This window comes from Bacillus sp. FJAT-27245, assembly GCF_001273955.1.
In the GTDB taxonomy this organism is placed as follows: domain Bacteria; phylum Bacillota; class Bacilli; order Bacillales; family Cytobacillaceae; genus Bacillus_D.
This window is the reverse complement of record NZ_LIGI01000001.1, coordinates 2,472,739-2,499,443: the sequence shown is the minus strand read 5'-3', so window position 1 is coordinate 2,499,443 and position 26,705 is coordinate 2,472,739. Positions and strand designations below refer to the sequence as shown.

General features: G+C 42.6%; 36 protein-coding genes. 31 read left to right on the top strand and 5 right to left on the bottom strand.

Translation table 11 applies throughout. The features are described 5' to 3' along the window. Window positions 1-280: 280 nt before the first annotated feature. From ADU24_RS12115 to ADU24_RS12090, 5 genes are all read left to right on the top strand, one after another. Window positions 281-1,057, top strand: a complete 777-nt coding sequence (locus ADU24_RS12115; RefSeq protein WP_053366880.1) for a class I SAM-dependent methyltransferase — start codon at window positions 281-283, stop codon at window positions 1,055-1,057. Window positions 1,058-1,302: 245 nt separating this feature from the next. After that, window positions 1,303-1,890, top strand: coding sequence for a YpjP family protein (locus tag ADU24_RS12110; protein ID WP_053366879.1), 588 nt, complete (start codon window positions 1,303-1,305; stop codon window positions 1,888-1,890). A gap of 455 nt (window positions 1,891-2,345) precedes the next feature. Then, window positions 2,346-3,050, top strand: coding sequence for an anthrax toxin lethal factor-related metalloendopeptidase (locus ADU24_RS12100; RefSeq protein ID WP_053366877.1), 705 nt, complete (start codon window positions 2,346-2,348; stop codon window positions 3,048-3,050). Between the two features lie 55 nt (window positions 3,051-3,105). After that, window positions 3,106-3,900 (top strand): thymidylate synthase, encoded by a 795-nt coding sequence (locus ADU24_RS12095; RefSeq protein WP_053366876.1) that lies wholly within the window; start codon window positions 3,106-3,108, stop codon window positions 3,898-3,900. Continuing rightward, complete coding sequence (locus ADU24_RS12090; protein ID WP_053366875.1) at window positions 3,897-4,388, top strand: dihydrofolate reductase; 492 nt, start codon at window positions 3,897-3,899, stop codon at window positions 4,386-4,388. Before ADU24_RS12095 ends, ADU24_RS12090 begins: the two co-directional genes overlap by 4 nt. A 73-nt stretch (window positions 4,389-4,461) precedes the next feature. Here ADU24_RS12090 and ADU24_RS12085 read toward each other — a convergent pair whose 3' ends face one another. Continuing rightward, window positions 4,462-4,701, bottom strand: a complete 240-nt coding sequence (locus ADU24_RS12085; RefSeq protein ID WP_053366874.1) for a hypothetical protein — start codon at window positions 4,699-4,701, stop codon at window positions 4,462-4,464. Window positions 4,702-5,011: 310 nt separating this feature from the next. On the opposite strand from ADU24_RS12085, the gene tatA reads away from it, so the two are divergent. Together tatA and tatC are read left to right on the top strand one after the other, a co-directional pair. Continuing rightward, window positions 5,012-5,206: a twin-arginine translocase TatA/TatE family subunit gene (gene tatA / locus ADU24_RS12080; RefSeq protein ID WP_053366873.1), complete on the top strand. Its 195-nt coding sequence runs from the start codon at window positions 5,012-5,014 to the stop codon at window positions 5,204-5,206. A 178-nt stretch (window positions 5,207-5,384) separates the two neighbouring features. Further along, window positions 5,385-6,128 (top strand): twin-arginine translocase subunit TatC, encoded by a 744-nt coding sequence (gene tatC / locus ADU24_RS12075; protein WP_053366872.1) that lies wholly within the window; start codon window positions 5,385-5,387, stop codon window positions 6,126-6,128. A 94-nt stretch (window positions 6,129-6,222) separates the two neighbouring features. Here the strand turns inward: tatC and ADU24_RS12070 are convergent, their stop codons facing one another. Continuing rightward, entirely contained in the window at window positions 6,223-6,588 is a 366-nt protein-coding gene (locus ADU24_RS12070; RefSeq protein ID WP_053366871.1) for a helix-turn-helix domain-containing protein, read from the bottom strand. A gap of 274 nt (window positions 6,589-6,862) precedes the next feature. Here ADU24_RS12070 and ADU24_RS12065 point away from each other — a divergent pair, with 274 nt between their 5' ends. The 16 genes from ADU24_RS12065 (at window position 6,863) to ADU24_RS11990 (ending at window position 18,759) form a co-directional block, all read left to right on the top strand. Then, complete coding sequence (locus tag ADU24_RS12065; RefSeq protein ID WP_053366870.1) at window positions 6,863-7,390, top strand: hypothetical protein; 528 nt, start codon at window positions 6,863-6,865, stop codon at window positions 7,388-7,390. 29 nt (window positions 7,391-7,419) lie between these two features. Continuing rightward, window positions 7,420-7,983, top strand: a complete 564-nt coding sequence (sipW, locus tag ADU24_RS12060) for a signal peptidase I SipW (RefSeq protein ID WP_053366869.1) — start codon at window positions 7,420-7,422, stop codon at window positions 7,981-7,983. Between the two features lie 83 nt (window positions 7,984-8,066). Beyond that, complete coding sequence (locus tag ADU24_RS12055) at window positions 8,067-8,576, top strand: TasA family protein (RefSeq protein WP_053366868.1); 510 nt, start codon at window positions 8,067-8,069, stop codon at window positions 8,574-8,576. A gap of 62 nt (window positions 8,577-8,638) precedes the next feature. Then, the gene (locus ADU24_RS12050; RefSeq protein ID WP_156324572.1) at window positions 8,639-9,361 is read left to right on the top strand and encodes a hypothetical protein; all 723 of its coding nucleotides are present in this window, start codon (window positions 8,639-8,641) and stop codon (window positions 9,359-9,361) included. Window positions 9,362-9,414: 53 nt separating this feature from the next. Then, complete coding sequence (locus ADU24_RS12045) at window positions 9,415-10,278, top strand: hypothetical protein (RefSeq protein WP_053366866.1); 864 nt, start codon at window positions 9,415-9,417, stop codon at window positions 10,276-10,278. A gap of 64 nt (window positions 10,279-10,342) precedes the next feature. After that, on the top strand, window positions 10,343-10,975 hold the full coding sequence (locus ADU24_RS12040; protein ID WP_053366865.1) for a TVP38/TMEM64 family protein: 633 nt from the start codon (window positions 10,343-10,345) through the stop codon (window positions 10,973-10,975). Between the two features lie 850 nt (window positions 10,976-11,825). Beyond that, window positions 11,826-12,269, top strand: coding sequence for a hypothetical protein (locus ADU24_RS12035; RefSeq protein WP_156324571.1), 444 nt, complete (start codon window positions 11,826-11,828; stop codon window positions 12,267-12,269). Window positions 12,270-12,314: 45 nt separating this feature from the next. Then, window positions 12,315-12,908 (top strand): signal peptidase I, encoded by a 594-nt coding sequence (locus tag ADU24_RS12030; protein ID WP_053366863.1) that lies wholly within the window; start codon window positions 12,315-12,317, stop codon window positions 12,906-12,908. 91 nt (window positions 12,909-12,999) lie between these two features. After that, window positions 13,000-13,956, top strand: coding sequence for a TasA family protein (locus ADU24_RS12025; protein ID WP_053366862.1), 957 nt, complete (start codon window positions 13,000-13,002; stop codon window positions 13,954-13,956). A gap of 76 nt (window positions 13,957-14,032) precedes the next feature. Next, window positions 14,033-14,983 (top strand): hypothetical protein, encoded by a 951-nt coding sequence (locus ADU24_RS12020; protein WP_053366861.1) that lies wholly within the window; start codon window positions 14,033-14,035, stop codon window positions 14,981-14,983. Window positions 14,984-15,096: 113 nt separating this feature from the next. Further along, window positions 15,097-15,303, top strand: a complete 207-nt coding sequence (locus tag ADU24_RS12015; protein WP_053366860.1) for a hypothetical protein — start codon at window positions 15,097-15,099, stop codon at window positions 15,301-15,303. A 112-nt stretch (window positions 15,304-15,415) separates the two neighbouring features. Beyond that, window positions 15,416-15,667, top strand: coding sequence for a DUF2535 family protein (locus ADU24_RS12010; protein ID WP_053366859.1), 252 nt, complete (start codon window positions 15,416-15,418; stop codon window positions 15,665-15,667). A 95-nt stretch (window positions 15,668-15,762) separates the two neighbouring features. Next, window positions 15,763-16,605, top strand: a complete 843-nt coding sequence (locus ADU24_RS12005; protein WP_053366858.1) for a DegV family protein — start codon at window positions 15,763-15,765, stop codon at window positions 16,603-16,605. A 68-nt stretch (window positions 16,606-16,673) separates the two neighbouring features. Continuing rightward, entirely contained in the window at window positions 16,674-17,264 is a 591-nt protein-coding gene (locus tag ADU24_RS12000; RefSeq protein ID WP_197277571.1) for an SCO family protein, read from the top strand. Window positions 17,265-17,353: 89 nt separating this feature from the next. Next, on the top strand, window positions 17,354-18,181 hold the full coding sequence (locus tag ADU24_RS11995) for an SGNH/GDSL hydrolase family protein (protein WP_053366856.1): 828 nt from the start codon (window positions 17,354-17,356) through the stop codon (window positions 18,179-18,181). Beyond that, entirely contained in the window at window positions 18,181-18,759 is a 579-nt protein-coding gene (locus ADU24_RS11990) for a YpmS family protein (RefSeq protein WP_053366855.1), read from the top strand. Before ADU24_RS11995 ends, ADU24_RS11990 begins: the two co-directional genes overlap by 1 nt. Window positions 18,760-18,784: 25 nt before the next feature. Here ADU24_RS11990 and ADU24_RS11985 read toward each other — a convergent pair whose 3' ends face one another. Beyond that, window positions 18,785-19,387, bottom strand: coding sequence for a DUF4397 domain-containing protein (locus ADU24_RS11985; RefSeq protein ID WP_053366854.1), 603 nt, complete (start codon window positions 19,385-19,387; stop codon window positions 18,785-18,787). A 293-nt stretch (window positions 19,388-19,680) separates the two neighbouring features. On the opposite strand from ADU24_RS11985, the gene rsgA reads away from it, so the two are divergent. Beyond that, the gene (gene rsgA, locus ADU24_RS11980; protein ID WP_442853742.1) at window positions 19,681-20,739 is read left to right on the top strand and encodes a ribosome small subunit-dependent GTPase A; all 1,059 of its coding nucleotides are present in this window, start codon (window positions 19,681-19,683) and stop codon (window positions 20,737-20,739) included. A gap of 404 nt (window positions 20,740-21,143) precedes the next feature. Further along, entirely contained in the window at window positions 21,144-21,638 is a 495-nt protein-coding gene (locus ADU24_RS11975) for a PTS sugar transporter subunit IIA (protein WP_053366853.1), read from the top strand. Window positions 21,639-21,660: 22 nt separating this feature from the next. On the opposite strand, the gene ADU24_RS11970 is transcribed toward ADU24_RS11975, so the two are convergent. Together ADU24_RS11970 and ADU24_RS11965 are read right to left on the bottom strand one after the other, a co-directional pair. Next, window positions 21,661-22,260 carry a DUF502 domain-containing protein gene (locus tag ADU24_RS11970; protein ID WP_053366852.1) on the bottom strand — a complete coding sequence of 200 codons (600 nt, stop codon included), beginning with the start codon at window positions 22,258-22,260 and terminating at the stop codon, window positions 21,661-21,663. A gap of 55 nt (window positions 22,261-22,315) precedes the next feature. Further along, window positions 22,316-23,419, bottom strand: a complete 1,104-nt coding sequence (locus ADU24_RS11965; RefSeq protein ID WP_053366851.1) for an SGNH/GDSL hydrolase family protein — start codon at window positions 23,417-23,419, stop codon at window positions 22,316-22,318. Between the two features lie 207 nt (window positions 23,420-23,626). Here ADU24_RS11965 and ADU24_RS22585 point away from each other — a divergent pair, with 207 nt between their 5' ends. The 6 genes from ADU24_RS22585 (at window position 23,627) to ADU24_RS23355 (ending at window position 26,688) form a co-directional block, all read left to right on the top strand. Further along, complete coding sequence (locus ADU24_RS22585) at window positions 23,627-23,776, top strand: YjcZ family sporulation protein (protein ID WP_156324570.1); 150 nt, start codon at window positions 23,627-23,629, stop codon at window positions 23,774-23,776. 271 nt (window positions 23,777-24,047) lie between these two features. Next, window positions 24,048-25,037 (top strand): S66 family peptidase, encoded by a 990-nt coding sequence (locus ADU24_RS11955; protein ID WP_053366849.1) that lies wholly within the window; start codon window positions 24,048-24,050, stop codon window positions 25,035-25,037. A 14-nt stretch (window positions 25,038-25,051) separates the two neighbouring features. Further along, complete coding sequence (locus tag ADU24_RS11950; protein WP_053366848.1) at window positions 25,052-25,276, top strand: YozE family protein; 225 nt, start codon at window positions 25,052-25,054, stop codon at window positions 25,274-25,276. 117 nt (window positions 25,277-25,393) lie between these two features. Continuing rightward, complete coding sequence (locus ADU24_RS11945) at window positions 25,394-26,089, top strand: hypothetical protein (RefSeq protein WP_053366847.1); 696 nt, start codon at window positions 25,394-25,396, stop codon at window positions 26,087-26,089. Between the two features lie 133 nt (window positions 26,090-26,222). Next, on the top strand, window positions 26,223-26,387 hold the full coding sequence (locus ADU24_RS22580; RefSeq protein WP_082306891.1) for a YozD family protein: 165 nt from the start codon (window positions 26,223-26,225) through the stop codon (window positions 26,385-26,387). Between the two features lie 130 nt (window positions 26,388-26,517). Beyond that, a complete protein-coding gene (locus ADU24_RS23355) occupies window positions 26,518-26,688 on the top strand; it encodes a hypothetical protein (RefSeq protein ID WP_197277507.1) in 171 nt (56 codons plus the stop codon). The last annotated feature ends 17 nt before the right edge of the window (window positions 26,689-26,705 follow it).

The window sequence follows — 26,705 nt, the reverse complement described above, 5'->3', positions numbered from 1 at the left end:
TCCTTTTTTCACGAAGCAATTTATGAAAAAGCAGGTTTCCAAAATTCAGAGGCTATATAAATTAAACTAAAGAATTGCCATGTAGACCGAAGCGGAAGGCATGTAGACTCCAGTGGGATACAGCGGCAAGGTGGAGACCCCGCAGGAGCAAGGGCGACGAGGAGGCTCCACTGACGCCCCACGGAAAGCGAAGTGCCTAAAGCGTAGGTCGAGCAACCTGAAAAACATAAGTTTAATTTATATAGCTATAGGACTTTTTTATAGAGAAAGGAACCATCATATGTTTGTAACAACCGCCGGCAGGGTGAGCGAAACAATGATAAGCAAAGCAAAATCGGTTGCCGAGGATCTCGCCATTCCGTATATCCCGCGCAAAAAGAAGTCTATTTCCCAATTGCAACAAGAACGCGGTAGCGGCTGCATTGTTGCCGGGAACGAGAGCATCAAACTGTTTGCGTATGGCGAGAAAGAGCCTTTCTTTTTCCATCCATCATCCGCCATGTTCAGGGCCAAACGGCTCATCGACGGCGGACACGACCCATTAATTGAGGCGGCGGCCTTGCGGGAGGGGGATACCTTCCTTGACTGCACGCTCGGACTCGCCTCGGATTCCATCGTTGCGAGCCTCGCTGTGGGCGAGGGCGGATCCGTGACGGGGATAGAAGGGAATAAATTTCTCGGCTTTATTGTAAAAATGGGCCTACACACGTGGCATTCCGATGTAGTCGAACTGGATGCCGCCATGCAAAGGGTTAAGGTGGTCCACAGTGACGCGCTTGCGTATTTAAAATCCCAGCAGGACGAATCAGTTGATTGTGTCTATTTCGACCCGATGTTCGAAGTCAGCATCGATGAATCGGAAGGAATCAAGGCGCTCCGCCACTTTGCGCTATATGGAGGAATAGGCGGCGAGGAATTCACTGAAGCTCTTAGGGTTGCAAGGAAGCGGGTTGTTTTAAAGGACCATTACCTGAGTTCGAGATTTGATGATTTCGGTTTTACGGCAATCAGAAGGAAAACCGCCAAATTTCATTTTGGCTATATCGATAAAAACTGAAAGCCGGCCCTAGAGCCGGCTTTCGACCATTAATCCCAAATAGACTGATAAATGAAATAGCCGAGCATGATTAGGCAGCCAGCTCCAATTACCCATTCCATTCCACCACATCCCTACTTTATATTATCAATACCTATATTCTATTTTTCCCAACAAAAAACTTTAAAACCAGATTCGCCATTCTTCCCGAAAAAAGAGTATAATAGAATCAATTCATAAAACGTTTTGGAAAGGGGGTTGGGAATATGAATAAATGGCTCAGGAAGTCGTTTGTCGTCATGGTTTCCTTGCTAACGTTCGGACTTATCACGCCAGCGCAGCCAGGAATGCTGGACCGCGCCAAGGCTGACAGCGAGGCATCCGAACGGGAGCCGGTCAAGACGGAACCGATTTTTCCGAAAAGCCCCCAATCCGTGGAAATCGCCAGCAGGGATAAAATCATAGAAGATATGGTCAGGCTTGCCGAAGAACGATCCTATGAAAAATTCGGAACGAAGATAAAGCCAGTTATCGAAAATGAATTCAAGGAAGTCATCCTGCCGAATATTGAGATGGCAATTGCCGAAACAGCGACCCAGTTTCCTGATGAAGACCTGGCCAGCCTCGCCATTTCCGAGCAGCCGGGAGCTGGACATTCCGAAAAGATTTTCAACATTAAAAACAGCCTTACAGGAAAAGACGTCATCCGCTTCCATGTCAGAAGGGACAATCCGCCTCACGCGGGTTACTGGTTCAACTTTCACTATCATCTCTTCCATGACAACTTCCAGGAGCACCATGACCTTGGCAGCATTTACTGGGACAAAAACACCCCTCCAAAATGGATGGCATAGCAGTTTATTGAACAATATGATGAAAAGCCTTGCGGAATGCCGGGCTTTTTTCTTTTATTCCGATTCTTAATCGGAAGTTGATGAAATCGGTTAATATTTGGTTTATTAAAGACCGAATTTCTAGTAAGTACGTGAAATTAGCGGGTGTAAAATATAAACTTCCGGATAAAACGGGGAAATTTCCGGATAAAGTTGTGAACTTTACGGATAAAACCGTAAAATCTCCGGGAATCGCTAGCAGAGTGCTAGCAGAATTCTTCATCTAACCATTTCTTAATTCATATCCCATCAAAAAATAACAATCCGAGAAAACGAAGGAAGATAACTCCCAATAAAACCTGTTCAGCTGGGAAGAAACCAACCTCTAATTACCAATAAAACCCTCCATTCCACCATACCCCAACCATGCTATAATTCTCATATAATACCAAAATCCACCGCGGGGAAGATGCTCTTTGAAAAAATTGCTGTATGCAACGTTATCGGCTTTCTTTTTCCTTTCATTCATCACAACGTCAAAGGCCGCGCAAAATGGGGTTGCCTTAAGTGATTTACAGAATAATCAACAGTTGATGCAGGCCATAAAAAACAACAATGCAAACCCTCTGGTCGGAGAGACCATCCTTTTTCCGAGGGAGCCTTTCAACGTGCAACAGTCCGCTGAAATTATCAACACGATCAGCMCCCTCCCCGAGCCACTCCTGAAAAAAATCCACAAAGCAGGAATTGTCGTCAGGCTTTTCAACGGGAAACTGACCGACAATCCGAGTGCCAGGTACCTAAAGGGCGTTACCCCGAGAGGCTACACAAACGGAAGGACTTGGGATGATGTTCCGGGAATCGGTGGTACAAGGGTCGTTCTCGTCAAAATTGGAGCAAGCAGCAGGGGGAACGGCCATGGATCGATCAACCTTGAACTTCATGAGTTGGCGCATTCCGTTGACAAACTTGTGTTTGATAATTTTTCAAAAAAGGAGCCTTTCAAGTCGGTTTGGCAAAAGGAAAGGGACAGCCTTTTTCCGGGCAAGGACTATTTCCTCACATACCATGAAGAATATTTTGCTGAAGCTTTCGCCTTATACTACTACAGCGATGAAACAAACATCCTTTTAAAAGAAAAGGCTCCACTAACATACGAAATAATAAAAGGCCTGGATTGAAAGATTGATGATCCCGGGCCTTTTTGTTACAATTTACGACAATGGAGGGGTTACGATGAAACAATATTTGGAGCTGTGCCGCCATGTTCTTAAGAATGGCACGGAAAAGGATGACCGGACGGGAACCGGCACGTTCAGCACGTTTGGGTACCAAATGCGATTTGATTTAAGTGAAGGTTTTCCGCTTGTTACGACGAAAAAACTGCACTTGAGATCCATTATCCACGAACTGCTTTGGTTTTTAAACGGCGATACGAATGTCCGTTACCTGCAGGAAAATGGCGTTAGAATCTGGAACGAATGGGCTGATGAGAACGGCGAGCTCGGTCCTGTTTACGGCAAGCAATGGCGTTCCTGGGAAGGCGCGGACGGAAAAGTTGTCGACCAAATAAGCGAGCTAATCGACCAAATTAAAACGAATCCAGATTCAAGGCGGCTTATCGTCAATGCCTGGAACGTTGCGGAGATTGACAATATGGCGCTCGCACCGTGCCACTGCATGTTCCAATTTTATGTGGCGGACGGTAAATTGTCGTGCCAGCTATACCAGCGTTCCGCGGATTTGTTCCTTGGTGTCCCGTTCAACATTGCTTCTTATGCGCTTCTGACACTAATGGTTGCCCAGGTTTGCGATCTGGAGCCAGGTGAATTCGTCCATACATTTGGGGATGTACATATTTACAAAAATCATGTTGAACAAGTAAAAGAACAGCTTGGCCGCGAGCCAAGGAAGCTTCCGAAAATGACCATCAATCCTGAAGTGAAGGACATTTTCTCGTTCAAATACGAAGATTTTGTCCTCGAAGGATACGACCCGCACCCACACATCAAAGGGGTTGTCAGCGTATGATCTCGTTTATTTGGGCGATGGACAAAAACATGGTAATTGGCAAGGATAACAAGCTCCCCTGGCATTTACCGGAGGACTTGAAGTTTTTCAAGAAATCCACGATGGGCCATCCGATTGCGATGGGCAGGAAAACGTATGAATCGATCGGCAGGCCGCTCCCTGGAAGGGAAAACATTATTATAACAAGAAATCCTGGCTTCTCCGCTGAAGGCTGCACCGTCATGAACTCAATCGATGAGTTTCTTGAATACAGCAAAAATAAGGACGAAGAATACTTTGTCATCGGCGGGGCAGAAATCTTCAAGGAAATGTTTCCTGTCGCGGACAAGCTTTACATAACCCTTATTCATGACGAATTTCCAGGCGACACTTTCTTCCCGGAGTTTGACCTCGATCAGTGGGTATTGCTTTTTTCTGAAAAGGGGCCAACGGACGAGAAAAATCCATATGATTACGAGTTCCGGATTTACGGCAGGAGAGACCAATAGCGTCGTAAAAACGATTTATCAAAGCTTAATAAAGTGAAAAACATCAGCCACCACAGCTGATGTTTTTCGTTCATTACCCTAGGTAGCCCGCCTGCTCGTATTCCGTAAGCTTTCCCATCATGCTTCGGAAATCTTCGGGCTTAAGGAATTCCTCTTCCTGAAGGTGCGCCCTGATCCACTTGATCAGTTCAAAAGGGGTGTTGAAATAGACCCCGCTTGTGTCACTCTTCCGGACCATGTACCGCCCATTGTCTTCGTCGATCGTCACTTCCACTGGCAGAACGCATTCGTAGCTATCAAGCGAAAATTCCATGCTGGACACTCCCTTCCTTTAGGATGAATTTAATACATGGTTTTAATTAGTATATGTAAAAAGGTTCTGTGAAATTAAACAAGAACCGTGAATATCCAATTATTTTCTAAAAATTATTATCAAGGTAATTCCATTGACTATCTTTCCCGTAATTGTTAAATTGGAACATGCAGAGCAAGAGTTTGATTTTGTAGAGCACACTGTTCCTATTTGTGAAATTCTGATGAATTTTAGCCGAAAACAGCCCATAAGCCCGCAGAAAGTACTATAATCATAGTAGATTTAATTTACCGAAAGGGATGTTTCCTACATGTTAAACAATATTGGAGTTCCTGGTTTAATCCTTATCCTTGTCCTTGCGCTAATCATCTTCGGCCCTAAGAAGCTCCCGGAAATCGGCCGTGCTTTCGGCCAGACGCTGCGTGAATTCAAAAAGTCGACCCGCGAATTGACAAGTGATGTCATGGAAGAATTTGATGAAGAGAAGAAAAAAGCCACAAAATAAAACGGATGGGGTTCTTATACCGAACGAGTCCGACAATTTATAGCAAGACAATCGAGGGTTCACGGCCTTGCTCCTGAAATGATGGGCAACGGGAGGAACCCTTTTCTAATAGTTAAGTGTGCCTGCCAATGATGATGCAGGCCCTATGTTGTTCACAACTTAGGACAGGGAGAATCATATGGAAGATAAAGAATTGAATGTAGTTGACCATCTCGATGAACTGCGAAAAAGGATTATCATTTCCGCAATCGCATTCGTTGCCTTCTTCTTTGCGGGCTTTGCCTACGTTGAGGAGATTTATAAATGGTTTGTCCGTGACCTGGACGTCAAGCTGATCGTCCTTGGGCCGAGTGACATCGTCTGGATTTATTTCACCCTCGCATCCTTAATCGCGATAGCTGGGACCATACCGATACTGGCCTTCCAGATATGGCTGTTTGTAAAACCAGCCTTGAAGCCAGTTGAAAGGAAAATTTCACTTTCCTATATTCCGGCATTATTTCTTCTGTTCATTGCCGGTCTGGCATTCGGCTATTTCGTCATTTTCCCGAATGTCCTTTCCTTTCTCGTGGAGCTTGGCGGGGACATGCTAGTCACAAACTTTACAGCAGAGAAGTATTTCCGGTTCGTCATGAATATGACGCTCCCGTTCGGAGTCTTGTTTGAACTCCCGGCTGTCGTTATGTTCTTGACATCGCTTGGCATCTTGAATCCGTATGTATTAACAAAGATTCGCAAGTATGCGTACTTTATATTGATTATCATAGCGATTGTCATAACGCCACCGGATCCCGTTTCCGATTTCTTGGTAATTATTCCATTACTTCTCTTATACGAAATTTCCGTCAACCTATCAAAGTTTGTTTATAAGAAAAGGCTTAAAAAAATGCAACAGGAAGAATCGGAATTTGTTTCTGAATAATGCTAGGCCCCGGGTACTTTACCCGGGTTTTATTATTGTGTAAAAAAATCMCCCCCGCCAGCGGATAGCAGCGGGGGTTTAAAGTATTTGCTTATCATTTATGCATTTCCTCATCGATAGCCAGGTGCTCCTTTCTCCAAGTTTCATACTTCATATACCGAAGATACTCGATAAAGTCTTCCTTTTTCATACCATCCCTAATTGCCCCGATCACCATCTCCCTCCATTCACGATCAAGAATTGCTTCTTCCGCTTTGCTCATCCCCTCACTAAACAATAGAGAATCAACAGGAATTTTCAGCGTGTTCGCCACCTTATTCAGGACCAGAAGGGAAGGGTTTTGATGCATGCCCCTTTCTATTTGGCTTAAATAGGACTTTGAAACATTGGCCTGTTTTGCAAGACTGCAAAGCGATAACCCTCTCTCTTTCCTAAGCTCCCTAATCCTCAACCCCAGCATATCGACTCTCCTTTTCATAAAAAAATAGTCCTTTTTAATTATTCATTATACAGAACAATTTATTCTTTAAAAAATACAAAATAATGAGAAAACGGGAGATATAGTGAGGAAGTATCAGGAAAGTGTTCTTTAATAAGAAAATTTGGTCTTTTTTGGAGTTTTTCAAGTTTTCACTCCTGTTTTATACTTAACTTAATCGTTCGCATTAAAGAACGAATACCCACAATAATCGATCCAACCTTCATACTAACGATTCAACGGAGGAGTGAAATTCATGGAGACATTCCCGCCGCGGAGAGCGAGATCCAGGAAAGCTCTTTTTAAAAAGAACAAAAAAAGGGCCTCACTTCTTTTAAAACTATGGGCATTGTACCTGATTCTGTGGGGTAGTACTTTCCTAACTAATGATACATACTCATTTTTCACAGACAGTGAAACTAGATCGTACACCATTTCGGCATCAGCCGACTTCTGCGCGAATGAAAATTATGCAAAGTCGCATGAAAAGGAATGCAAATGCAAAGGCACTGACAAAGAAAATACCGGAGACAGGAATCCAAAATCATGTTGGGAAAATGGAAATGGACATGATAAAAATCCTAAACCACCAAATCCACCCAAAAAATCAAATGATGAACAAGAACTTAATGAACAGCCAATTAATAAAGCAGCTACTGAAAAAGAAATAAACAAAGAGTCGAAATTAGAACAAAAAAGCGAAGAAGCTGATAATGTAACAACCGAAAATCAAATGCCAAATACTGAAGACCAGGAAGAAATAGTTATTGAAAATGAAAGTTAAATCTGTACAAAAAAGGCAGGTTAAGGACGATGAAAGTTCTCTTTAAATGGTTAAGCAGACTAACGTCCATTCTCATATATGGATTGTTGATTTGCATTATCGCCTTGGTTATTAACTCGAAAATACAAGAAGGGACACCTAAAGTATTTGGATACGAAATTATGACAGTACTATCGGGTTCCATGGAGCCGGGGATAAAAACAGGATCAATTATTGCGGTGAAACCTACAACGGACCCTACCAAATATAAAAAGGGTGACATTATTACTTTTAAGGCCGCCGATAATCCAAACATACTAATCACCCATAGAATTATCGATGTGGAAAAGGCAAATGATTTTGTTCAGTACACTACTAAAGGGGACAACAATGATTCAAAGGATCTTTCCCCGGTAACTGAAGGAAATGTCGTAGCGGAGTATACAGGATTTACTATCCCTTATATAGGAATAATAATGAGTTTTATTCAATCTAAAAAAGGTGCAATCATCCTTCTAATTGTACCGGGAATACTAATGATTTTTTGGTCACTCTACAGCATCTGGAGAGCAATTTCTGAATACGAGTCAATAAAAGAGAAGCCAGTTTCATAGTTTGGTTGATTCTCCTTCAGGTGAAGGAGTTCAATAATAAAAATTATAACCCTACATAACAGGGAAAGAGGAGGAACTTATCAATGAGCATTAAAAAGAAGATTGGCGGGGCTTTACTTGGAACAGCACTGGGTGCAGCACTAATCGGTGGAGGAACATTTGCATTATTCACCGACACGGCTACAAATGAAGGAAACTCTTTTGCAACAGGAAACCTTTCGATTAAGGATATCACAGGTGGAGATGGAAGGGCTGCCTTCAATGTAACCAATATGGCTCCTGGAGACACAGGAAATGGAACATTTAAAATTGAAAATAATGGTGATTACGATGTTTGGGTTGGAATTGATTCAGCTGAGGATACTGGCGGATTAGCTGATGTTCTGGAACTTACTGTTCCTGGAGGTGCTGTTCATATCCCTAAGGGAGAAGCAAGGGAATTTACAATAAGCTATGAAATGGACTTAGATGCAGGAAATGAATATCAGAATCAAACAGCTACTGTCGATGTTGAATTCAAGGCAGTTCAATACAAAAATAATATTAATGTCACTAATGACGGGCCGAAGTCTTGGAATGAAGATGCAAATTAACTAACTTAGGGGGTGGTGGTTTAAATACCACCACCCTTTAAAAGTCATTTGGAGGTGTAATGGTGTTAAATAAAAGGAAATTAATGCTATCAATCGGAACTGGAATACTAGGCATTAGCTTTTTAGTAGGAGGAGCAACCTACTCTTTGTTTACAAGTAATACAACCAATGAAGATAATAATTTTTCGACAGGAACATTAATTTTAAAACAAAAAAGAGATCATGGGGATTATAATCCTGGCCCAATGTTCTATACTAATCAACTTGATCCTAAGGGAAGACATCCTTACGATAAAAAAGATATTAACCCAAGTGGAGAGGCAATTGGCGGATGGGCTCCCGGGGATAAAGTTAAGCGTACAATGATAGTTTGGAATGAAGGGACACTTGATGCCAGAATAACAGGATTGAAAGCCAACCCTAGGTCAACTTTTACACATAAAGTTCCGGGAACTCCTGTAACTACTAGAACCATTAATGGTGAAATTTCAGGAGATTCCTTCAACGAATTTATAGAAAAAGCTAATGTAATGGTTGCAATTCCAGACCTTGATATTGAATTATACAATGGTCCTTTGAAGAATTTAATATTTGAAGATGAAGATGAGTATGCGTCTTTATTAAATGAACCAGTATTAACGGGAACAAGCGGAGAGTTTCAACCGGGACCGTTGAATATAACATTCGAAGTCTCATTAGATAAGTCGGCGGGCAATATTATTCAAAATAAAAATTTTATTTTTGATCTTGGGTTCTTTTCGGAGCAAGATAAAAATAACCCTTAATAACAAAAAACCGCGGCACCTCCAGCCGCGGTTTGGTATCGTGAGGGATTGCCATGAGAGGTAAGAGAATTTTATATACATGGATTACCATTGCGTCTCTTATGCTGCTTTTAGTTTCACTTGCGAAAGTACATGGGACCCAAGCAGACCAGACTACATACTATGTAGATATTTCTACGTCACCGGCAAATGGCTTTTTGATTGCAAAAAACATGGCCCCGGGGGATAAGAAAACGTCCATTCTCAATGTCAGTAATAATGGCAATCTTGATTTCAATTATTCGGTCAGCTCCCGCCAGGAATCAGGGGACCAGGCTCTTTTTAATAAAATTCAGCTAACGGTTTCCGATGGGCAGGGACGGCTTTTTCAAGGTCCGTTAAGTGGGTTAAGTCAATTTGCTCTTGGGACCATCGCTATTTCAGAAGGGAGAACACTGACTTTTACCGCCGAACTGCCGATTGAGACAGGGAATGAAGCTCAAGGCAAATCAACCAGCGTTGCTTTTGATTTTACGGCAATTGCCCATGAAGATCAAATCCCTATGGACGGTTGTTTTGAGCCCCCTTTCAGCAACAGGCAATATACGATGCATCAGAAATCAACGACTCCTATTAAGTTTCATTTGCGTGACCCTTTGGGCAATCTTGATACGGAGATGAGACAAAATGTAAAACTCGTTATTTCGGGGCCAAGCATTAAGTCCCCAACTGGAACTTATATTTTCAAAGTTTCGGATGGAACGTTAGAATTTCAAAACAAAGTAGAAGAACCCCACTACCATGCCCGGTTTTCAACATGGGATTACATGGTAATGAACGATGGAAGTTATTCAGCGAAAGTTTATTTGGGCGAAAAGGTAGTTTGCCAAAGGGATTTTCAAGTGTTGGAAAATGGGAATCGCTCGAATGCTCCATAGAGGATAATTATAACCTCCTTTAGAATTTTAATTTGCTTAACCTGGTTGGGAGAGTGGGGAGTAAGTGAATAGGATTGTGAGTTTTATAGTTTCGGCGTGCCTGATTTTTGTTGTTTTATATTATAAGGAGCCGTTTCTGGATACAATTCGAACAGGTGAGGAAATAGCGATTCCGGTTAGTATACTCTTTATTGCATTGCTTGTATTTTTCCCAGTTGTCCCTTATTCGTTAGCTTCAGGTATAGTAGGATCGGTATTTGGAGTAGGGTTTGGAATCTTAATCTCAGTTGCTGGAATAACCTTAGGAACATTATTAATGTTTTTTCTTGCACGGAGTGGTTTTCAAAGCTTGGCACAATCCTGGATAAAGAAGTACCCACGTATCAATGAATATGAGCAGTTTTTTGAAAAAAATGCTTTTATGGGCATTTTGGTTTCGCGGCTAATTCCTGTCATTCCTTCACCAATATTAACAATTGTTTGCGGAATTAGCCGTGTTTATATCCTACCATTTATTATTGCAACATTGCTTGGAAAATTGCCTTCAATTATCATCTTTACATTTGCCGGGAGTTTATTTGAGTCCAGCAAAATTCTTTCTTTTGCTATTTATAGTTTTTATTTTTTTATCATTACTTTATTGGTTGCACATAAAATAAGCAAAAGTAAATCGCACGCTAATAATTTGGATACATAGGAAGTCGCGTACACCGAAAGGCAAGCATCATTATTTTCTCATTTAGCAGTAAGAGATTTCACGTGAAGTAATATTTGCCATTAAAGCTGAACTTGTAAATGGGGAGGCCGGTTTATATTTGAGACGCTGCTTGCTTTAACAAGACTAATGTACTCTCTTTTGGTAATATGTACTAGATAATTTGTTGAAAAAAATMCCCCCGCCTCGGTCTGAACAAAAAGTGGAGGTTTTAATAAAGCCCTGGGAGTAATTGGCCGTAAAAGGTAATTGCTCCTTTTTTTATGGGTTAAAGTGTGTATTGCCATAATTGCTTAATATCGAGCCTCTACACTATTGTTCTCACTGCAGTAATTCAACCTCCATAAAGCCGAGCCCCATAAATAGGTTACAATACATTTGATTCTTCTGGAAAAAAGGATTAATTAAGCTTCCGTTTAAGCAATTCGAATCCGATCGCATCCTTATCTCTTTTCAGTTTCGTCATATATCTATCTTGGTCCTTATATGATCAACGTCAAATTATCTTCAATTTATTTGTTTTCTGCTTATTGGTATAGACAGCTTCCTTCTATAGCAATCAAATATTATTTTTTTCATTCAGAAGGAGATTATTAAAAATAGACTACATTTGATGGACGAGAGAAAATATTCATTAAATCGAACGTTAATTCCATTATAAAATACAAGAAAGTGAGATAAAAGAAGGAAAATGAAGGAAACTAAAGGAATGTGTTCTTTATAATGTATTTTTGGTTCTTTTTAGGCTTTTATTTGTTCTAAAAGATAGAATATAATCAATTTACAAGTTCTTTTAAAAGAACGGGATTCAACTTTGCTTCAGTAAAGGAGCGTGAAAGATTTGGATTTCCTTCCTAGTAGAAAGAGTCGAACTAGGTATGAAAATGTTAAAAGAAGAAAAATAAGTTTGCCAATTTTCTTTAATTTCTTGATATTCCATTTAATATTATTGGTTTTTAGCACAATTACAGCGGATACCTATTCTTATTTTATGGAAAGTGCTGAATTTTCTACATCAATAAAGAATTTGGATGAATTTTGTAAAAGTGATGAGTACTTCAAGAGTCATGTCGATATGTGCAAAAAACAACAAACTACTATAAAAACAGACACTGAATTAGTAAAGAAATTTACTCCCAAAAAAATAGAGACTCCCATTTTAGAAGAAGCAACTGGTAATCAATTAAAAGAAGACGCCGGTGAAGAAAGTAGTAGCCAAGCTGAAGAAAGTGCGACTATAGCTGAAGAGGTCGAAACGAGCTCAGAAAATAATTAGCTTTGTTTAAAATAACATAATACAACGATTATTGAGGTGGATTTTATGAAAATGGTTCTTAGGATTTTTAGCAAGCTTATTACTCTCTCGCTGGTAGTGATTCTACTAATTTCTTTATATGTAATGGTGAGTTCTAGAATTACAGGCGGTCAGCCTTCTATAATGGGAAATCAATTGATGTTGGTGCTCTCAGGATCTATGGAACCAAACATTCAAACTGGTTCTGTTGTCGGAATAAAGCCTATAGAAAACTTGTCTTTATTAAACAAAGGTGACATTATCACTTTCTACTCTCCCATTCACGAGGATAAAAGGATTATCACCCATAGAATCAAAGAGGTTAGAGGACAAGGAGATTTTTTAGAATTTATCACTCAAGGGGATAACAACCCTGCACAGGATCCAATGCCTGTCCCTGCACATAATGTAATTGGAAAATTCTCAGGGATTGACATTCCTTATGCGGGTTATATATTGAAATTTTTACAATCTAAAAAGGGAATTGCACTAAGTCTAATTATTCCAAGCATTTTAATAATCATATATAACTCATTTGTTCTGTGGAGGATTTTTAGGGTCTGGGATCCATCAAACCAAGTAACAAAAGAAAACCCGAACAATCAACTTCAATTACCTTAATTTGTTTGCACTCTTGATAGGAAAGAAAATTTCCTATATCAAGATTCAATAATAAAATACATACCCTTAAAAGGGCGAGGAGGAACTAATAATGAGTTTAAAGAAAAAAGCGGCACTTAGTATGGCATCTATCGGACTGGGAGCAATGGCATTAATGGGGGGGACATTTGCTTACTTTAGTGATTCGGTTGATGCGACGAGCAAATTTACTAACGGAACCATCGTACTTAAACCGGATACGCCAATGCTCGAAAAGTTTAACATTACTGGCTGGAAACCGGGCGACACTCTAGTCGCTGAAGCAGAAAATAAAGATCCCGCAATGATTTTGAAAAACGAAGGAACTCTTCCTATGAACGTATTTATGAACGTTGACGCAAGAAGTGACCATGACACTCACAAAAGTATTGTCATTGAATCGCTAAAATTTGGTGGGGCAGATTTATTAGCTGCTTGGGGGCTAACGCCGGGTGTTGCAACTTTAGCTGACCTGCAATCTAAAGTAGAAGCGGATTCATCAACTACAGTAAATGGGAATATAGTTGCAGGGGTAGGTAAATATATCGGTTTCTTAGATTCAAAGGTAGGTACAACTCCAAAAAAAGCAGTAACTTATAAATTGAAATTTAAGGATACAGGAAAGGAACAAAATAGTCTACAAGGTGATATAACAAGCCTAGGTTTTAAATTTACTGGCTTGCAGTATGACGGCATTACTTATAACCTAAATAACTTGAGCAATGCGACTAGCACAGATAACACATATACTAATACAAATAACCTTAATGATCGCCCTGTAGTTGAAAACCCCACACCTGAAATTACTTTGACAAATACAGTATTAGGTCCTGTGAAAATTGAAAGTCATGCAAATCATAACGATTTAATAGCAACTGTAACTTTCAAGTTTAGTGATAATTCAGAAGTAAATGCTACAGAAACAAAACATAACGTGGAGAAAGGTAAATCCTATAAAATGACATTTAGCGTAGTGTATCTTGGCAAGACATACACAAAAGAAATAGATGTACAAGCACCAAATAATTAATCATAGCTAATTTTAACTAATATTAAGGTGAGGTTTTCCTCACCTTAATATAGTTTTTCTTTAAGGTGGGTTAATTATGGGGAAAAATAAGGTTAGGAAATTGGTGAAAATATCGATTGTACTCTTAATTTTTTCACTCCTTTTATATCCTAAATCAACTTTAGCAACGCCTAACAATTACGCCATTGATATTTCAACTTCCCCTGAAAGGGTCCTGTTCGATTTGAACAACCTTAAACCTGGCGACCGCGCTACCCGTACGCTGTTAATTGAAAATAAAGGGACCCAAAATTTCAACTATATTGCTTCGGGAAAATTCAATGATGGATCAATGAAATACTTTAAAGAACTTCTTTTAAAAATTTCAAAAGGGAATGAAGTTTTTTATTACGGGAAGTTAAGTGACTTTAAAAAGTTAGAACCCCGCTTCTTAAGCAAAGGTTCGAATGAAGAGCTTTTATTTTCAGTATTGATCCCAGGAGAGCTTGATAATGATTACCAAGGACTCGGCTGCGAATTCCAGTTCAAATTTTTCGTGGAAGGTTCATTTAATGGGACGATTCCGCCTGAATGGGTTCCCGAACCTGATCCGCCTAAACAGGAACCACCTAAAGAAGACCCGCCAAAGCCAGATCCGCCTAAACAAGATCCTCCAAAACAAGATCCTCCCCAAAAAGAACCACCGTTTACTCAACCACCGGGTGATAAAGAACCTGATGTCGGTGAGGGTCCAGAACATGCGGATGATGAGGAGGACGGTGAAAAGCCTGGAGAACCGGGGGATACGGATAGTGAGGAACCCCCGACTGTAGAATTACCGGACAATCCTACGCCTGGCGGAACAGACAAGGATACCCAGGCTGTTGAAATACCTGAAGAAACAGTACCAATTGGTCCAGGAGACCATCTGCCATATACCGCTACCTCAATATATAATTTAATCATAATTGGTGCCGGGCTTATTGGCTCAGGCGTCGGGATGCAAATTTATTTCAGAAAACGAAAAAAACTAACTAAAAATGTTTAAAGGGACCTTGATTTGGATAAAGGAGAAATCAAGGTCTGTTTTCATATGAAAATGAATATTCATGGCAGTACAAGCCAAAGCCATATTATTGAGGGGTAAGGGAGAGTTGGGGGATGTACAAAAAAGTATGCACTGAATGCAGCAAACCATCATTCAGCAGCTGTGAAACAGGGACGTGGCTGTGTCCTGTGTGCGGAGCTGATATTACGCGGGCGAATCTGCTGGCGCCGGAATGCCGGGACGTTCCAAGCCGGCTTGAATATATGTCTGCCGGGTATACGAAGCAGGAAAGCTTTTCAACTCAACGGGAGTATGTGTGAATTTTTCGTTCCAGTGTACAAAAAAATTAGGTAATCTGAGCATAATCAGACACATTTCGGGATTAAAGTAAGGTATAATATAATCAAACGGGAAAAAAAGAGGATTGATATTTTGTTAGTGAAAAGCCTGGAGTTCAAAAATGCTGTTGGACAGAAGGTTAAAATTGTGGAGATTCCTGTATTGGAGGAAGGTAACCCTTATAGTTTAATGATCCGATTCCGTTTGCAAACATTCATTGCTTCGCTTTATCGTGAAAAGCATCCGAGAAACTGTTATTCCTTTAGGGATTATTTGAAACGCGCCTTGAGATGGCCTGATTATGAGCAACTTTTCAAGTCTGGTGAACTAAAGAACAACGCGTAATGATTTGGGGCCGGGAAACCGGTCCCTTTTTATTTGTCCGTTACTGGGGAATAGGTATAATAGGTACTAAGTGCATAAGCAGGGAAGTGAAACTGTTGGCTAAAATAAAAATTGTAACCGATTCAACAATGGATTTGCCGAAGGAGACGATAACCCGCTATGGGATAGAGGTGGTTCCGCTCGCGATTAATGTCGGCGGGGAGACGTACCTGGATGGAGTGGATATCGATCCGGAAACTTTTTTGGGAAAAATGAAGCAATCATCGGAGCTTCCAAAGAGCTCCCAGCCTTCAACGGGGGCATTTCTTGAAGTCTATGACCGTCTTGGCCGGGATGGGTACGAGGTCCTTTCCATCCATATGACTGGTAAAATGAGCGGGACTGTCCGATCCGCGGAAAGCGCGGCTTCAATGTCGGAGGCGAAGGTAACGGTTGTCGATTCGGAATTCATTTCAAAAGCGCTTGGTTTTCAGGTTCGGGAAGCAGCAGAAATGGCTTCTGAAGGGAAAACCATGGATGAAATCCTGGCAAGGCTTGAGGCAATCAGGGAAAACACCCGCCTGTATATAATGGTCGACACGCTTGAAAACCTCGTAAAGGGCGGACGGATCGGAAAAGGAAAAGCATTCCTTGGTTCACTCCTGAACATAAAGCCGATTGCTTCACTTGAAGGAGCGGAATACACGCCAGTCGCAAAGGTACGAAGCCATGCCCAGGTCGTGAAGTATCTCGCAAAGCAGTTTGCCGATGATGTTAAAGGGAAAACAATCAAGGGTGTCGGCATTGCTCATGCTGGTGCGGCGGGATTGGCTGAAAAGATAAAAGAAAATATATACGAGCTTACTGGCTACGAAGGCGTCGAAACCGATTATACGAATTCAACGGTGAGTACGCATACTGGGCCCGGGGCAATTGCGTTAATGTATTATTTTGAATAAGGAGAGGCAAATGCCTTTCCAACTTCATCACTTGTTTGTTAAACTATTCACGAATACATCGAAAAGTGATGGTGAAATCATTGAAAGTAAGAATTATTTTTCTAAGCATCGCCATTGCTGCATTGCTTTTGACAGCCTGTGGCAAAAAAGAGCTGGAAAACGCCCAGAATTGGCCGCTTAAGGATTTTTCGGGTACAACCCAAGATGGAAAACAGCTTGGAATTGAAGACCTGAAGGGGAAAGTTTGGATGGCCGACTTCATTTTTACCGAATGTGACACGGTCTGCCCTCCAATGACGGCGAATATGGCGGAAATCCAACGGAAGGCAAAAGAAGAGGGAATCAAAAACATCCACTTTGTTTCATTCAGTGTCGACCCGGAAATCGATAAGCCGGAAGTACTGAAGGAATATGGGGAACGGTACGACGTTGATTATAAAAATTGGGACTTCCTGACTGGCTATGGCCAGGAAGAGATTGAACAATATGCCCTAAAAAACTTCAAGACGATTGTTAAAAAGCCAAAAGAAGGGGATCAGGTCATCCATGGGACAACCTTCTATCTCGTTGGCAAGGACGGCCTTGTGAAAAAGTATTATTCAGGGGTTAGCGATGTTCCATATGAATCCATTCTCGATGATATTAAAACCCTCCAATAGAGCCCATTTTTAGGGCTTTTTTCTTTCATTGGATTGGGGCATGTAGAGAAACTGTACGATAATTAGTTAATTGGGGAGGAGGGAGCACCATGTGGAAGCGGTTTACTGCGCTATTCCTGGCTGTTTTGCTTCTAGTTTCCTGCCAGCAGGAAATCGTTGCAGGCAGCCACTCTTTTAAAAAAATGAAGATTGATAACGATCGGACGATTCCGGCAGATTTCGTTCCCCGGGTGCTTTCAATCGCGGCAATCGGCGACTCCCTGACGGAGGGAGTCGGGGACAGCACCCGAACAGGGGGATACCTCCCCTATTTAAAATCGCTTCTTGAAAAAGAAAAAGGCATTAAAGAAGCGCATTTCGAAAATTTCGGAATCAAAGGGACAAGGAGCGAACAGCTACTTGACCGCCTCCGCCAAAAAAAAGTGATGGCCGGGATTAAGGAAGCCGATATGGTCGTCATCACGATTGGCGGCAACGATGTCATGAAGGTTGCCCGGAATAACATTTTGAATTTGCAGGTTGAAAGCTTTGAAAAAGAGGAGCGGTCCTATCTTAAGCGGCTTGACCAAATCATTCAAAAAGTAAGGACGATTAACCCGGATGCAATGATTGTCCTTATCGGCATTTACAATCCGTTCATGCAGTGGTTTCCCGATGTGAAAGAACTCGATCAAATCGTTGCGGACTGGAATGAGGGCGAAAAAGCGCTTCTGGAACGCTATTCGGATACGTATTTTGTTGGAATCAGTGATTTGTTTGGGGAAGGCGAGGAGAACTTGCTGTTCGATGACCAGTTTCATCCGAACGACAAAGGGTATGAATTAATTGCGGAACGAGTCTATGAAACGCTGGAGGACGGTGCGTTGCCGGCTTTTGCAAGAAAATCAGCCAGCGCGGGCGATAAGGGAGAGTTTTGATGAGAAATAGATGGAGAACGGCATTTTTTGTTTTATTGGGGCTTGTATTGGCGGCGCTAGTGACGATTTTCATCCTGGCAACGGTTCCGCCTGATGGGATGAAAAAGGAACAGACAAAGGTGAAGGAAGGCGAAACGGTCAGCTTTTTAATCCGCACGAACAGGGATGACGTCAATAAACTGATCAACCATTACCTTGAGAAGGAAGTGGCCGATACCCCGGTCGATTACCAGGTTCGGGTCAATGATGAGGTCGAACTGTATGGGACTGTGCCATTTTTCAGCCAGGAATTGAATATGAAACTGACATTCGTTCCGGAAGCTTTGGACAATGGCGATATGCTCCTTAGGCAGAAGTCCATTTCTGTTGGACAGCTGCGCCTCCCGGTTCCATATGTGCTTGAATTTATCCGGAAGAGCTACAAACTACCAAAAGGCGTCGAAATCCGTTCCAATGAACGCCAGGTAATCGTCCATATGCAACAGCTGAAGCTGAAGAGCGATGCGAAACTCATGGCGAATTCGTTTGACCTGGAGAAGGATGATATTTCGTTCACGCTGCTTGTCCCGGTAAAATAATGAGTGCCCCGTTAACGTGGGGCACTCATTTTTCTTTTAAAAAAACGGCCTCCGTTCCAATAAAGCAGACGAGGTAGGCTGTATCGCGTTCGAATAAGGCATCCGGCATGGAGATAAGGATTTTCTTCGTACCCGCAGCCCTTGCTTCGAGGTTTACCAAAAACGGCGTGAGGGGAAGGGAATCCGTTAAGCCAAGATAAGGCACGCTTGCGAAAACGACATCCCCCTTATGGACAGAGACATCCAATTTTCCAAAAAGGGGAGCGAGATGAACGAATCTTGCGGCAGCTTCACCATGCGGAATCGCTCCCCCTGTTTGACAGGTGAAAACGTCTACCATTTCCGCAGAGCCGGTAATGGCGATAAAGTATTCCTTATCGATTTCAGCCATCAGCTCAGTTGTGGCTACCCAGACTCCTTTGGAAAAAACATCAATTTGGCACCTGCCTGCCGGGAGGGCGAACGGAAGGCTTCTCTTTTTAAAAGACAAGTTTTTTACTAGCCTAAGGCCATTTATGAACAAATCAACCGTCCCAATTGAAGAGTTGGCGAGGATAGCCTCCCCAATCCCCCTACCCATTGGTTCAAGTTTCGTAAAATTCCAGATTGCCCTGATTGATTCCTGCATCTCTCTTCACCCCATTTTCAATTGCTCGACTAAAACTATGGAAGAAGAAAGAAATATATGCAGAATCCGGAAATGTTTTTGTTTACTTTTTAAAAAGAATTGCATATACTAAATTCATCTAATAAAAAGGCGGGTGAAGTGTAATGAGAAAAATGAGCATTGTATCCATTGTTGTCGACTCTTGCACAGCCCTTACGGTTATTTAGGCAAAAGGACCAGTCTGTCCATTTCCCCTAAGAGCAAACCGCGGCTGTGTATGCCTGCGGTTTATTTATTTTTAGGGGGAAATAGGATTGAATTTAATGATGATTGGTTTAAAAGAAGAAATGAAAATGGAATTGGCCGGTTTTCCGAAGACGGATTGTATTCTTGGCAGGGTGGCCCTCGAACATAAGCGGATGTACAGGGTGTGGACGGATGAAGGCGAACTCCTTTGCGAAGTATCAGGCAAATTTTCCTTTGAGGCAAGCTCGAGGGAGGATTTTCCCGCTGTAGGCGACTGGGTAATCCTTTCTGCGAGGAAAGATGAGGGCACTGGTACAATCCATGCCATCCTGCCGAGGTTCAGCAAATTTTCGAGGAAGGCGGCCGGCAATACAGCCGAAGAGCAAATCGTCGCCGCGAATGTCGATACAGTATTCCTTGTTAACAGCCTCAACGATGATTTGAATGTACGGCGGATCGAGCGCTATTTGCTTCTTGCATGGGAAAGCGGTGCGAATCCGGTGATTGTCCTGAGCAAAGCAGACCTTTGTGAAGATGTGGCATCAAAGGTTGCCGAGGTGGAAGCTGTCGCGCTTGGCGTCCCGATCATCCCGGTGAGCGCGGAACTAAACGATGGGCTCGACAGGCTGAAACCGTATCTTGAAGAAGGAAAAACGGTCGCGCTTCTCGGTTCTTCCGGGGTCGGAAAGTCCACTTTGACCAATTCACTGCTCGGTGAAAGTAAGCAGGCGGTCAAAGAAATAAGGGAAGACGATGACAAAGGGCGCCATACGACTACCCACCGCGAACTCGTTCTTTTACCAGGAGGCGCGGTCCTGATTGATACTCCGGGGATGAGGGAACTGCAATTGTGGGAGAGCCAGGACGGATTGGCCGGGGCTTTTTCCGATATTGAAGCATTGGGCGGCTCCTGCAGGTTCAGGGATTGCCGTCACACGGATGAGCCTGGGTGTGCTGTTTGGGAAGCGATTCACAGCGGCATTCTTTCCGAAGAAAGGCTGTTTAGCTACAACAAGCTTCAAAAAGAACTTGCCTTTATTGAGCGGAAGGCGGACAAACGCGCGCAGATAGAGGAAAAGAAGCGCTGGAAAACGGTTCATAAGCAAATTAAAACGAAGAAGAAATAGGGAAAAGGGGCCGCGATGCAGGCCTCTTTTCTCTTTTTTTGGGAAAAACGAGCTTTGAACTGCTTTTTTGAAAATGATTCGCCCCATTCGAGGGAGTATTCGCCCCATTATCTTAATTATTCGCCCCCATTTTTTGATGGATTCGCCTTTATCTAAACTTTCAAAAAAGTCCACAGGGGGGATTCACCCTAAAACCGGGAAGATTCGCCGTGAAATCCGGAAGAAATACCCCATTTTTCCTGAAAGAAGATTTACTTCACTTCACATGCAGCAGAACCCCTTTTAATAGAGTAAAAGGCAACTTGTTTTCCTTCCAGGAGGGACTTGGGTATAATCACCTTAGTTAAGCCCTTAAAAATAAGGGAATAGGAAAAGGGCAGACTACATTCGAAAGGATGATTGGAATGTTCAAGAAATTATTCGGCAAAAAGGAAGAAACAAAGGAAGTTGTGTTGGTCGCGCCTTTAACCGGGATGGCCACTTTATTGGACAATGTCGACGATCCTGTTTTTTCGCAAAAAATGATGGGGGACGGGCTTGCGGTTGAGCCAACCGAAGGCGTTGTGGTCTCACCGGCAGACGGAGAAATCATTCAAGTTTTCCCAACGAAGCATGCGGTCGGCATCAAGGCGGCGAATGGGGCGGAAATCCTTTTGCATATTGGCCTTGAGACGGTTTCGATGAAAGGGGAGGGCTTTACGGCGCATGTTCGGGAAGGCGACAAGGTCAAGGCCGGCGACAAGCTGGTAACGTTCGATATGGCAATTGTATCCGAGAAAGCGAAAAGCACAGTCACGCCTTTGATTATCACGAACAGCGATTCAATGGAAATCGATATTCTCGCTTCGGGCAGAGTGGAACGCGGAACGACTCCATTTATAAAAATTACCGCAAAATAAAAAACCGCCCAGAGCGGTTTTTTTAATTTTGCGTGGAATTTGTGTGCGATCCTTTATTTGCCATGCCTCCGGACAGGATAAATTTCATCGCTTCCTCCGGTTTCACGTCGATGATTTCAACTTGTTCCCTAGGTATTAGGAATGTAAAGCCGGCCACCTGGAAGGTCTGCGGTACATATACGGCAACATGGTTCCCGAGCGGGCTGTTGAAGCTCTCCAGGTCTTCTGAGGTGATAAACCCAAGCGATTTCATTTCCGTCCCGGGAATCGTTACAATCGCAACCTTGGAAAAGGATTTCTTTTCGCCAAGGAACGATTGGACAGTATCCTTGATGACCGAATAAATCGTTTTAACTACTGGAATCCGTTCGAGGAGCCGGTCAATTAAGCCAATCAGCTTGCCGGCAATATACCTTGTCGACAGGAACCCAAGAAACGTAATGAGTATGATAGTCAGAAGGAGTCCTATTCCGGGAATATAATCGTTTTTCATATACTGCCTCAGGAAATTCCCGAGGAGGCTGTCGAGGAAAACGAACGTTTTGTATATGACGTAGACGACAATAATGATGGGAACAATCGTGATGATACCGTTAATAAAGTTTTTCAGTAATGTCTTCATGCTTCTCTCCGGCTGTTTTTTTATCTATTATAGCCCCTGAACTGCTTGATTGAAACTATTGGGTAACTTTTTCGGCGATGATGGCCTTGATAAGGACAGAAGGCTTTGCCGCCGGGCTGCCATGAATGGACATTTTACCGGTAGGGATAAAACGGATCCGGTGAGGGCCTTTTTCGAGCGAACTAGCCAAAAAAATAGCCCTTTCCCTCTTGAACGGCCACCATGTTGAAACAGTACCGAACGATTTCCCATCAATGATGACTTCCACTTCACCGCCTTCAGGGCCGCGTTCGACTGTGTAGCCGACGATTTCCCCACTGAATTCAAATTCGATAAAACTCCCTTTTTCCCCGCTGAAATAACCATTTTTGCGTTTTACAAATGCTGATTTTTTAGTTGGCTCCCAATTTTCCATGTATTCCTTTGACAAGCCATCATGGATTGGAGCAGGCATTGGGGCGGATTCTTTTCCGGATTGGACAGAGGCTTTAACCGATGCTGCGATTTCGCTTGCATATAATTCATAACCTAATTTGTTCGGGTGGACAAGGTCACGGGTGAGCTTTCTGGCATCCAACCCTGATTTTCTAAAGGGCACCCGCATATCGAGGTTAACGGCACCGTAATGTAAAGCTACCGTGCGGATTGATTCCGCGAAATCTTCATGGGTAAGGCAGCTCTCCGTAAACGTTATGATATCCGCATAAGGTTGATCGGTTTTCACTTTTCGTATAAGCTGTTCATAAAAAAAGGAGAACTGCCGGGCATCCATGTATTTACGGTCATTTTCGCCGAAAACGATGAACACGAGGTCAACTGGGGCTGCGGGTTTTACTTTATCATATTTGATTAATCCTTCAAAAGAGGTAGCACCGCTTTGGACGATTGAATGGCGAGTGCCGGCAGAGCCGTAATCACTTTTGATTTGCTTTTCAAAAAGGGCGAACCATGTTTCGTCGCGATGGCTCACGCCGGATCCCCGCCCAATGCTGTCGCCGATGATCATATAGCTGAAGTCGTTGCCATGGGCGATTTTTTTGTAAAAGCCGGGAGTAGCAGCGGGGGCTTCCTTTGCCAAAGTAAAAGGGTTGAATATCCCAAGAAGTATAATAAACAGTACTGCAGGGATAATGAGCATCCGTATAGATGATTTTTTCATGGATTTCACCATCTTCGCTTTGTAATCATACTGTCATTTTAACTTAATCGTTTTGAAATAAAATAAGAGAATATACCTATTTTCGTGAAAATTACAAGGAAAAGGGTTGTTCCCGCACCACTTTCCATGGTGTTGATGGGCGAATGCCCATACCGGTTGGGCGCTTTAATCATACAGTGTTGTGAAAAAGAAATAGGGGGAATGCACATGTATGGATATGGAGGGTATTGCGGCTATGCCCAGCCAGTTGGGGCCTGTTGCGGGCCTGTGGGAGGATTTTTCGGAAATGCCTTTGTCCTGATTGTTGTTTTGTTCATACTGCTTATTATTATTGGAACCTGCTGCTGGCTAGCCTAGCCAAAAACACCTAAACGTGAACGATAAATATTGAGAGGTTCCAGCTGATTCATAGCTGTCCCTGTTTACTATCTTGCTGCCAGGATTACCGGCGGCTTTTTGTGTTGAAGGGAATAAACGATTAGGAAATTATATATAAACGAAATAGAGATTACAGTAAAACAAAAACTAGTTTACTTTAAACAGAAAACCCGCTTAGCCCTTAAGAAAGTATTTAACCCAAGCCTATGTTTTGTTATGATATTGTTATTTTACGAGGGGGGTAAAGGGGATGCTTTCAAAAAGGCTGGCGCCGGGGGATCAAATACGAATCATCGCCCCGGCAAGAAGCATGGATTTAATAAAGGAAGAACAAGTGAAGCTCGCGGTTGGCAGGCTTGAAGGGCTTGGATTTCGGGTAACATTCGGAAAGCATGTCCACGGCCATGATGAATTTTTCAGTTCCCCGATTGAGCAGCGGATTGAGGATTTGCACGAAGCGTTTGCCGACCCTGGCGTAAAGGGTATCCTCACTGTCATTGGGGGATATAATTCAAATCAGCTTCTCAAGTATATCGATTGGGAATTAATAAAAAATAACCCTAAATTCTTTTGCGGGTACAGCGATATAACCGCGCTTAGCCTGGCCATTTTCAGGAAAACCGGGCTGATCACGTATTCAGGGCCTCATTTCTCAAGCTTTGGCGTTAAGCATGGATTGGAATATACACTGTCTTCTTTTCTTGAAGCGGCGACAAACGACGCGCCATACGAAATTGAGCCATCCGAAGTGTGGAGCGATGATCCTTGGTACCGTGACCAGGAAAACAGGACATTTATTAAGCAAAATGGATTTCTGCCAATTCAGGAAGGAAGTGCGGAAGGGACGTTGATAGGGGGAAACCTCTGTACGATGAACCTTCTGCAAGGGACCGAATATATGCCGTCCCTTACAAACTCGATTCTTTTCATAGAGGATGATATGGAGTCGCATGCCCTTACGTTTGACCGTGATTTGCAGTCGCTCCTTCACCAGCCGGGAGCGGAAGGGATTAAAGGGATATTGATCGGACGTTTCCAGAAGGATTCCCATATGACCGAGGAGGCTCTTATGAGGATTATTCACTCCAAAAAGGAATTAAAGGGAATCCCTGTTATCGGAAACGTCAACTTTGGCCACACCCAACCGATTGCAACGATTCCGGTTGGTGCATATGCGAGCATCGCCGCCAACCGGAGAGGAATCACAATTGAAATAGACCAATCTGTTAAAATGGACTAGCCAGGAGGTGCCCGATGCGGAAATCATTCTACCATTTTTTAATGAAATACAGGCATCCAAAACCGAAGGACGAAATCAGCAAGTTCGCCAATTCCGCCTACATGGACCACAGCTTCCCGAAACATTCGGAAGACTACGGGGAAATAAGCGCGTATCTTGAGCTGAATGGAGATTACCTTGATACGATGTCCGTTTTTGATGAGGCATGGCAGGAATATATCTTAACGGAACAAAAATAAATCGGAACCGCTCTCCAAAATTTGGAGGGCGTTTTTATTTTACCCACCGTGTGCGCTTAAACATCATGAGCATATACTATTGTAATCATTCGGCGACCGGGTTGGGGGGTGAACGTGATGGAGAAGAGGAAAACTCCGAAGTATAAACTAGGCGATACTGTCGTTATCGTAATGTATGGAACCGTTGGAAAAGTGACCGATATCAAGTTGGTAGACAGCCAATTTATGTATGAGGTCAATAACAGTGAAGGCCTGTATAAGGAAGCCTCGCTCCAGTTGCTGTCGGAATATGATGGCATCCCGGTTGAGGAGGAGCATGTTGGTATTGAATATAAGTTTTTCTTCGGCGACCTTGTCCAGGTAAAAGGATACGGAAATGACCTTTTCAAGGTTGTAGGCGTGCGGACGGAAATTTGGCGGTATAAAGAAGATGCGTGGGAGGATGTTATTTACGAGCTTGCCAGGGTGAAAGATGGGGAATGGCTTGAGGCTGGCGAGGAAGAATTAACATTGCTCGCGGATGCGGAACATGCCGATACGTTCATTAGCAAGCTAGGCTTCTTATCAATCGTTGGCAAACAAGAAAAGTCCCGAAAAACGAAACAAAGCGAAGGACAAGGCAAGAAAACCGAAGCGGAGGAACTTCAAAGGAAAAAGGAGCGCAGGCAGTATATCGACCGCCTTCTCGACATTTACAACGATTATCGAATCATGCACCAGCTTTTCGGGGACAATGAATACTCCCAGGTAATGGAAGTTATTTTAAAAAAACTGCAAGACCTCCATAAAAATGACGGAAAAAAACACGTTTAATCGTGTTTGCCCGTACCCCTTCAACAACCACTCCACGCCTTCCCGCGCAACTTCCTAAGGATGGCCTTTATTTCAGCTATAAGCATGAAAAGCTTTCAAGATTCATACATTTTGTAAAAAGGAGGCGGTGCGAATGAAAGAAGTTGAAGTGATTATCGATACGGAAGAAATAGCGGAATTTTTCTTTCAGGAGCTTATAAGAAGAGGCTTCGTACCATCTGAAGCAGAATTGGAAGAACTGGCGGATATAACATTTGAGTACCTCCTTGAAAAATCAATCATTGATGAAGAAAAATGAGAGATTGACCATACGGCCTGCCGGCAAATAGGGCCGTATTTTTATGTGAAAAAAGAATTTTCCGGCGAAAATTTGAAACTTTATTTTTTCGGATGCGTAAATAACCTATCAAAACCGGGGAGGAAAAACGATGCTGAAAAAAATCCTAAAGATGCTATTAGGCTATAAAAGGCCGAAAAAATACATGAGTTCAAGCGATGCCTGGAAATATATGAAGCACAAGAAACATTCGCACCATGGCCATTATCATTACAAGAAAAAATTTAAAGGAAAAAGCTTCTCAAGCTTTTTCAGCAGCTGACGAAGCCGGTAAGGGGA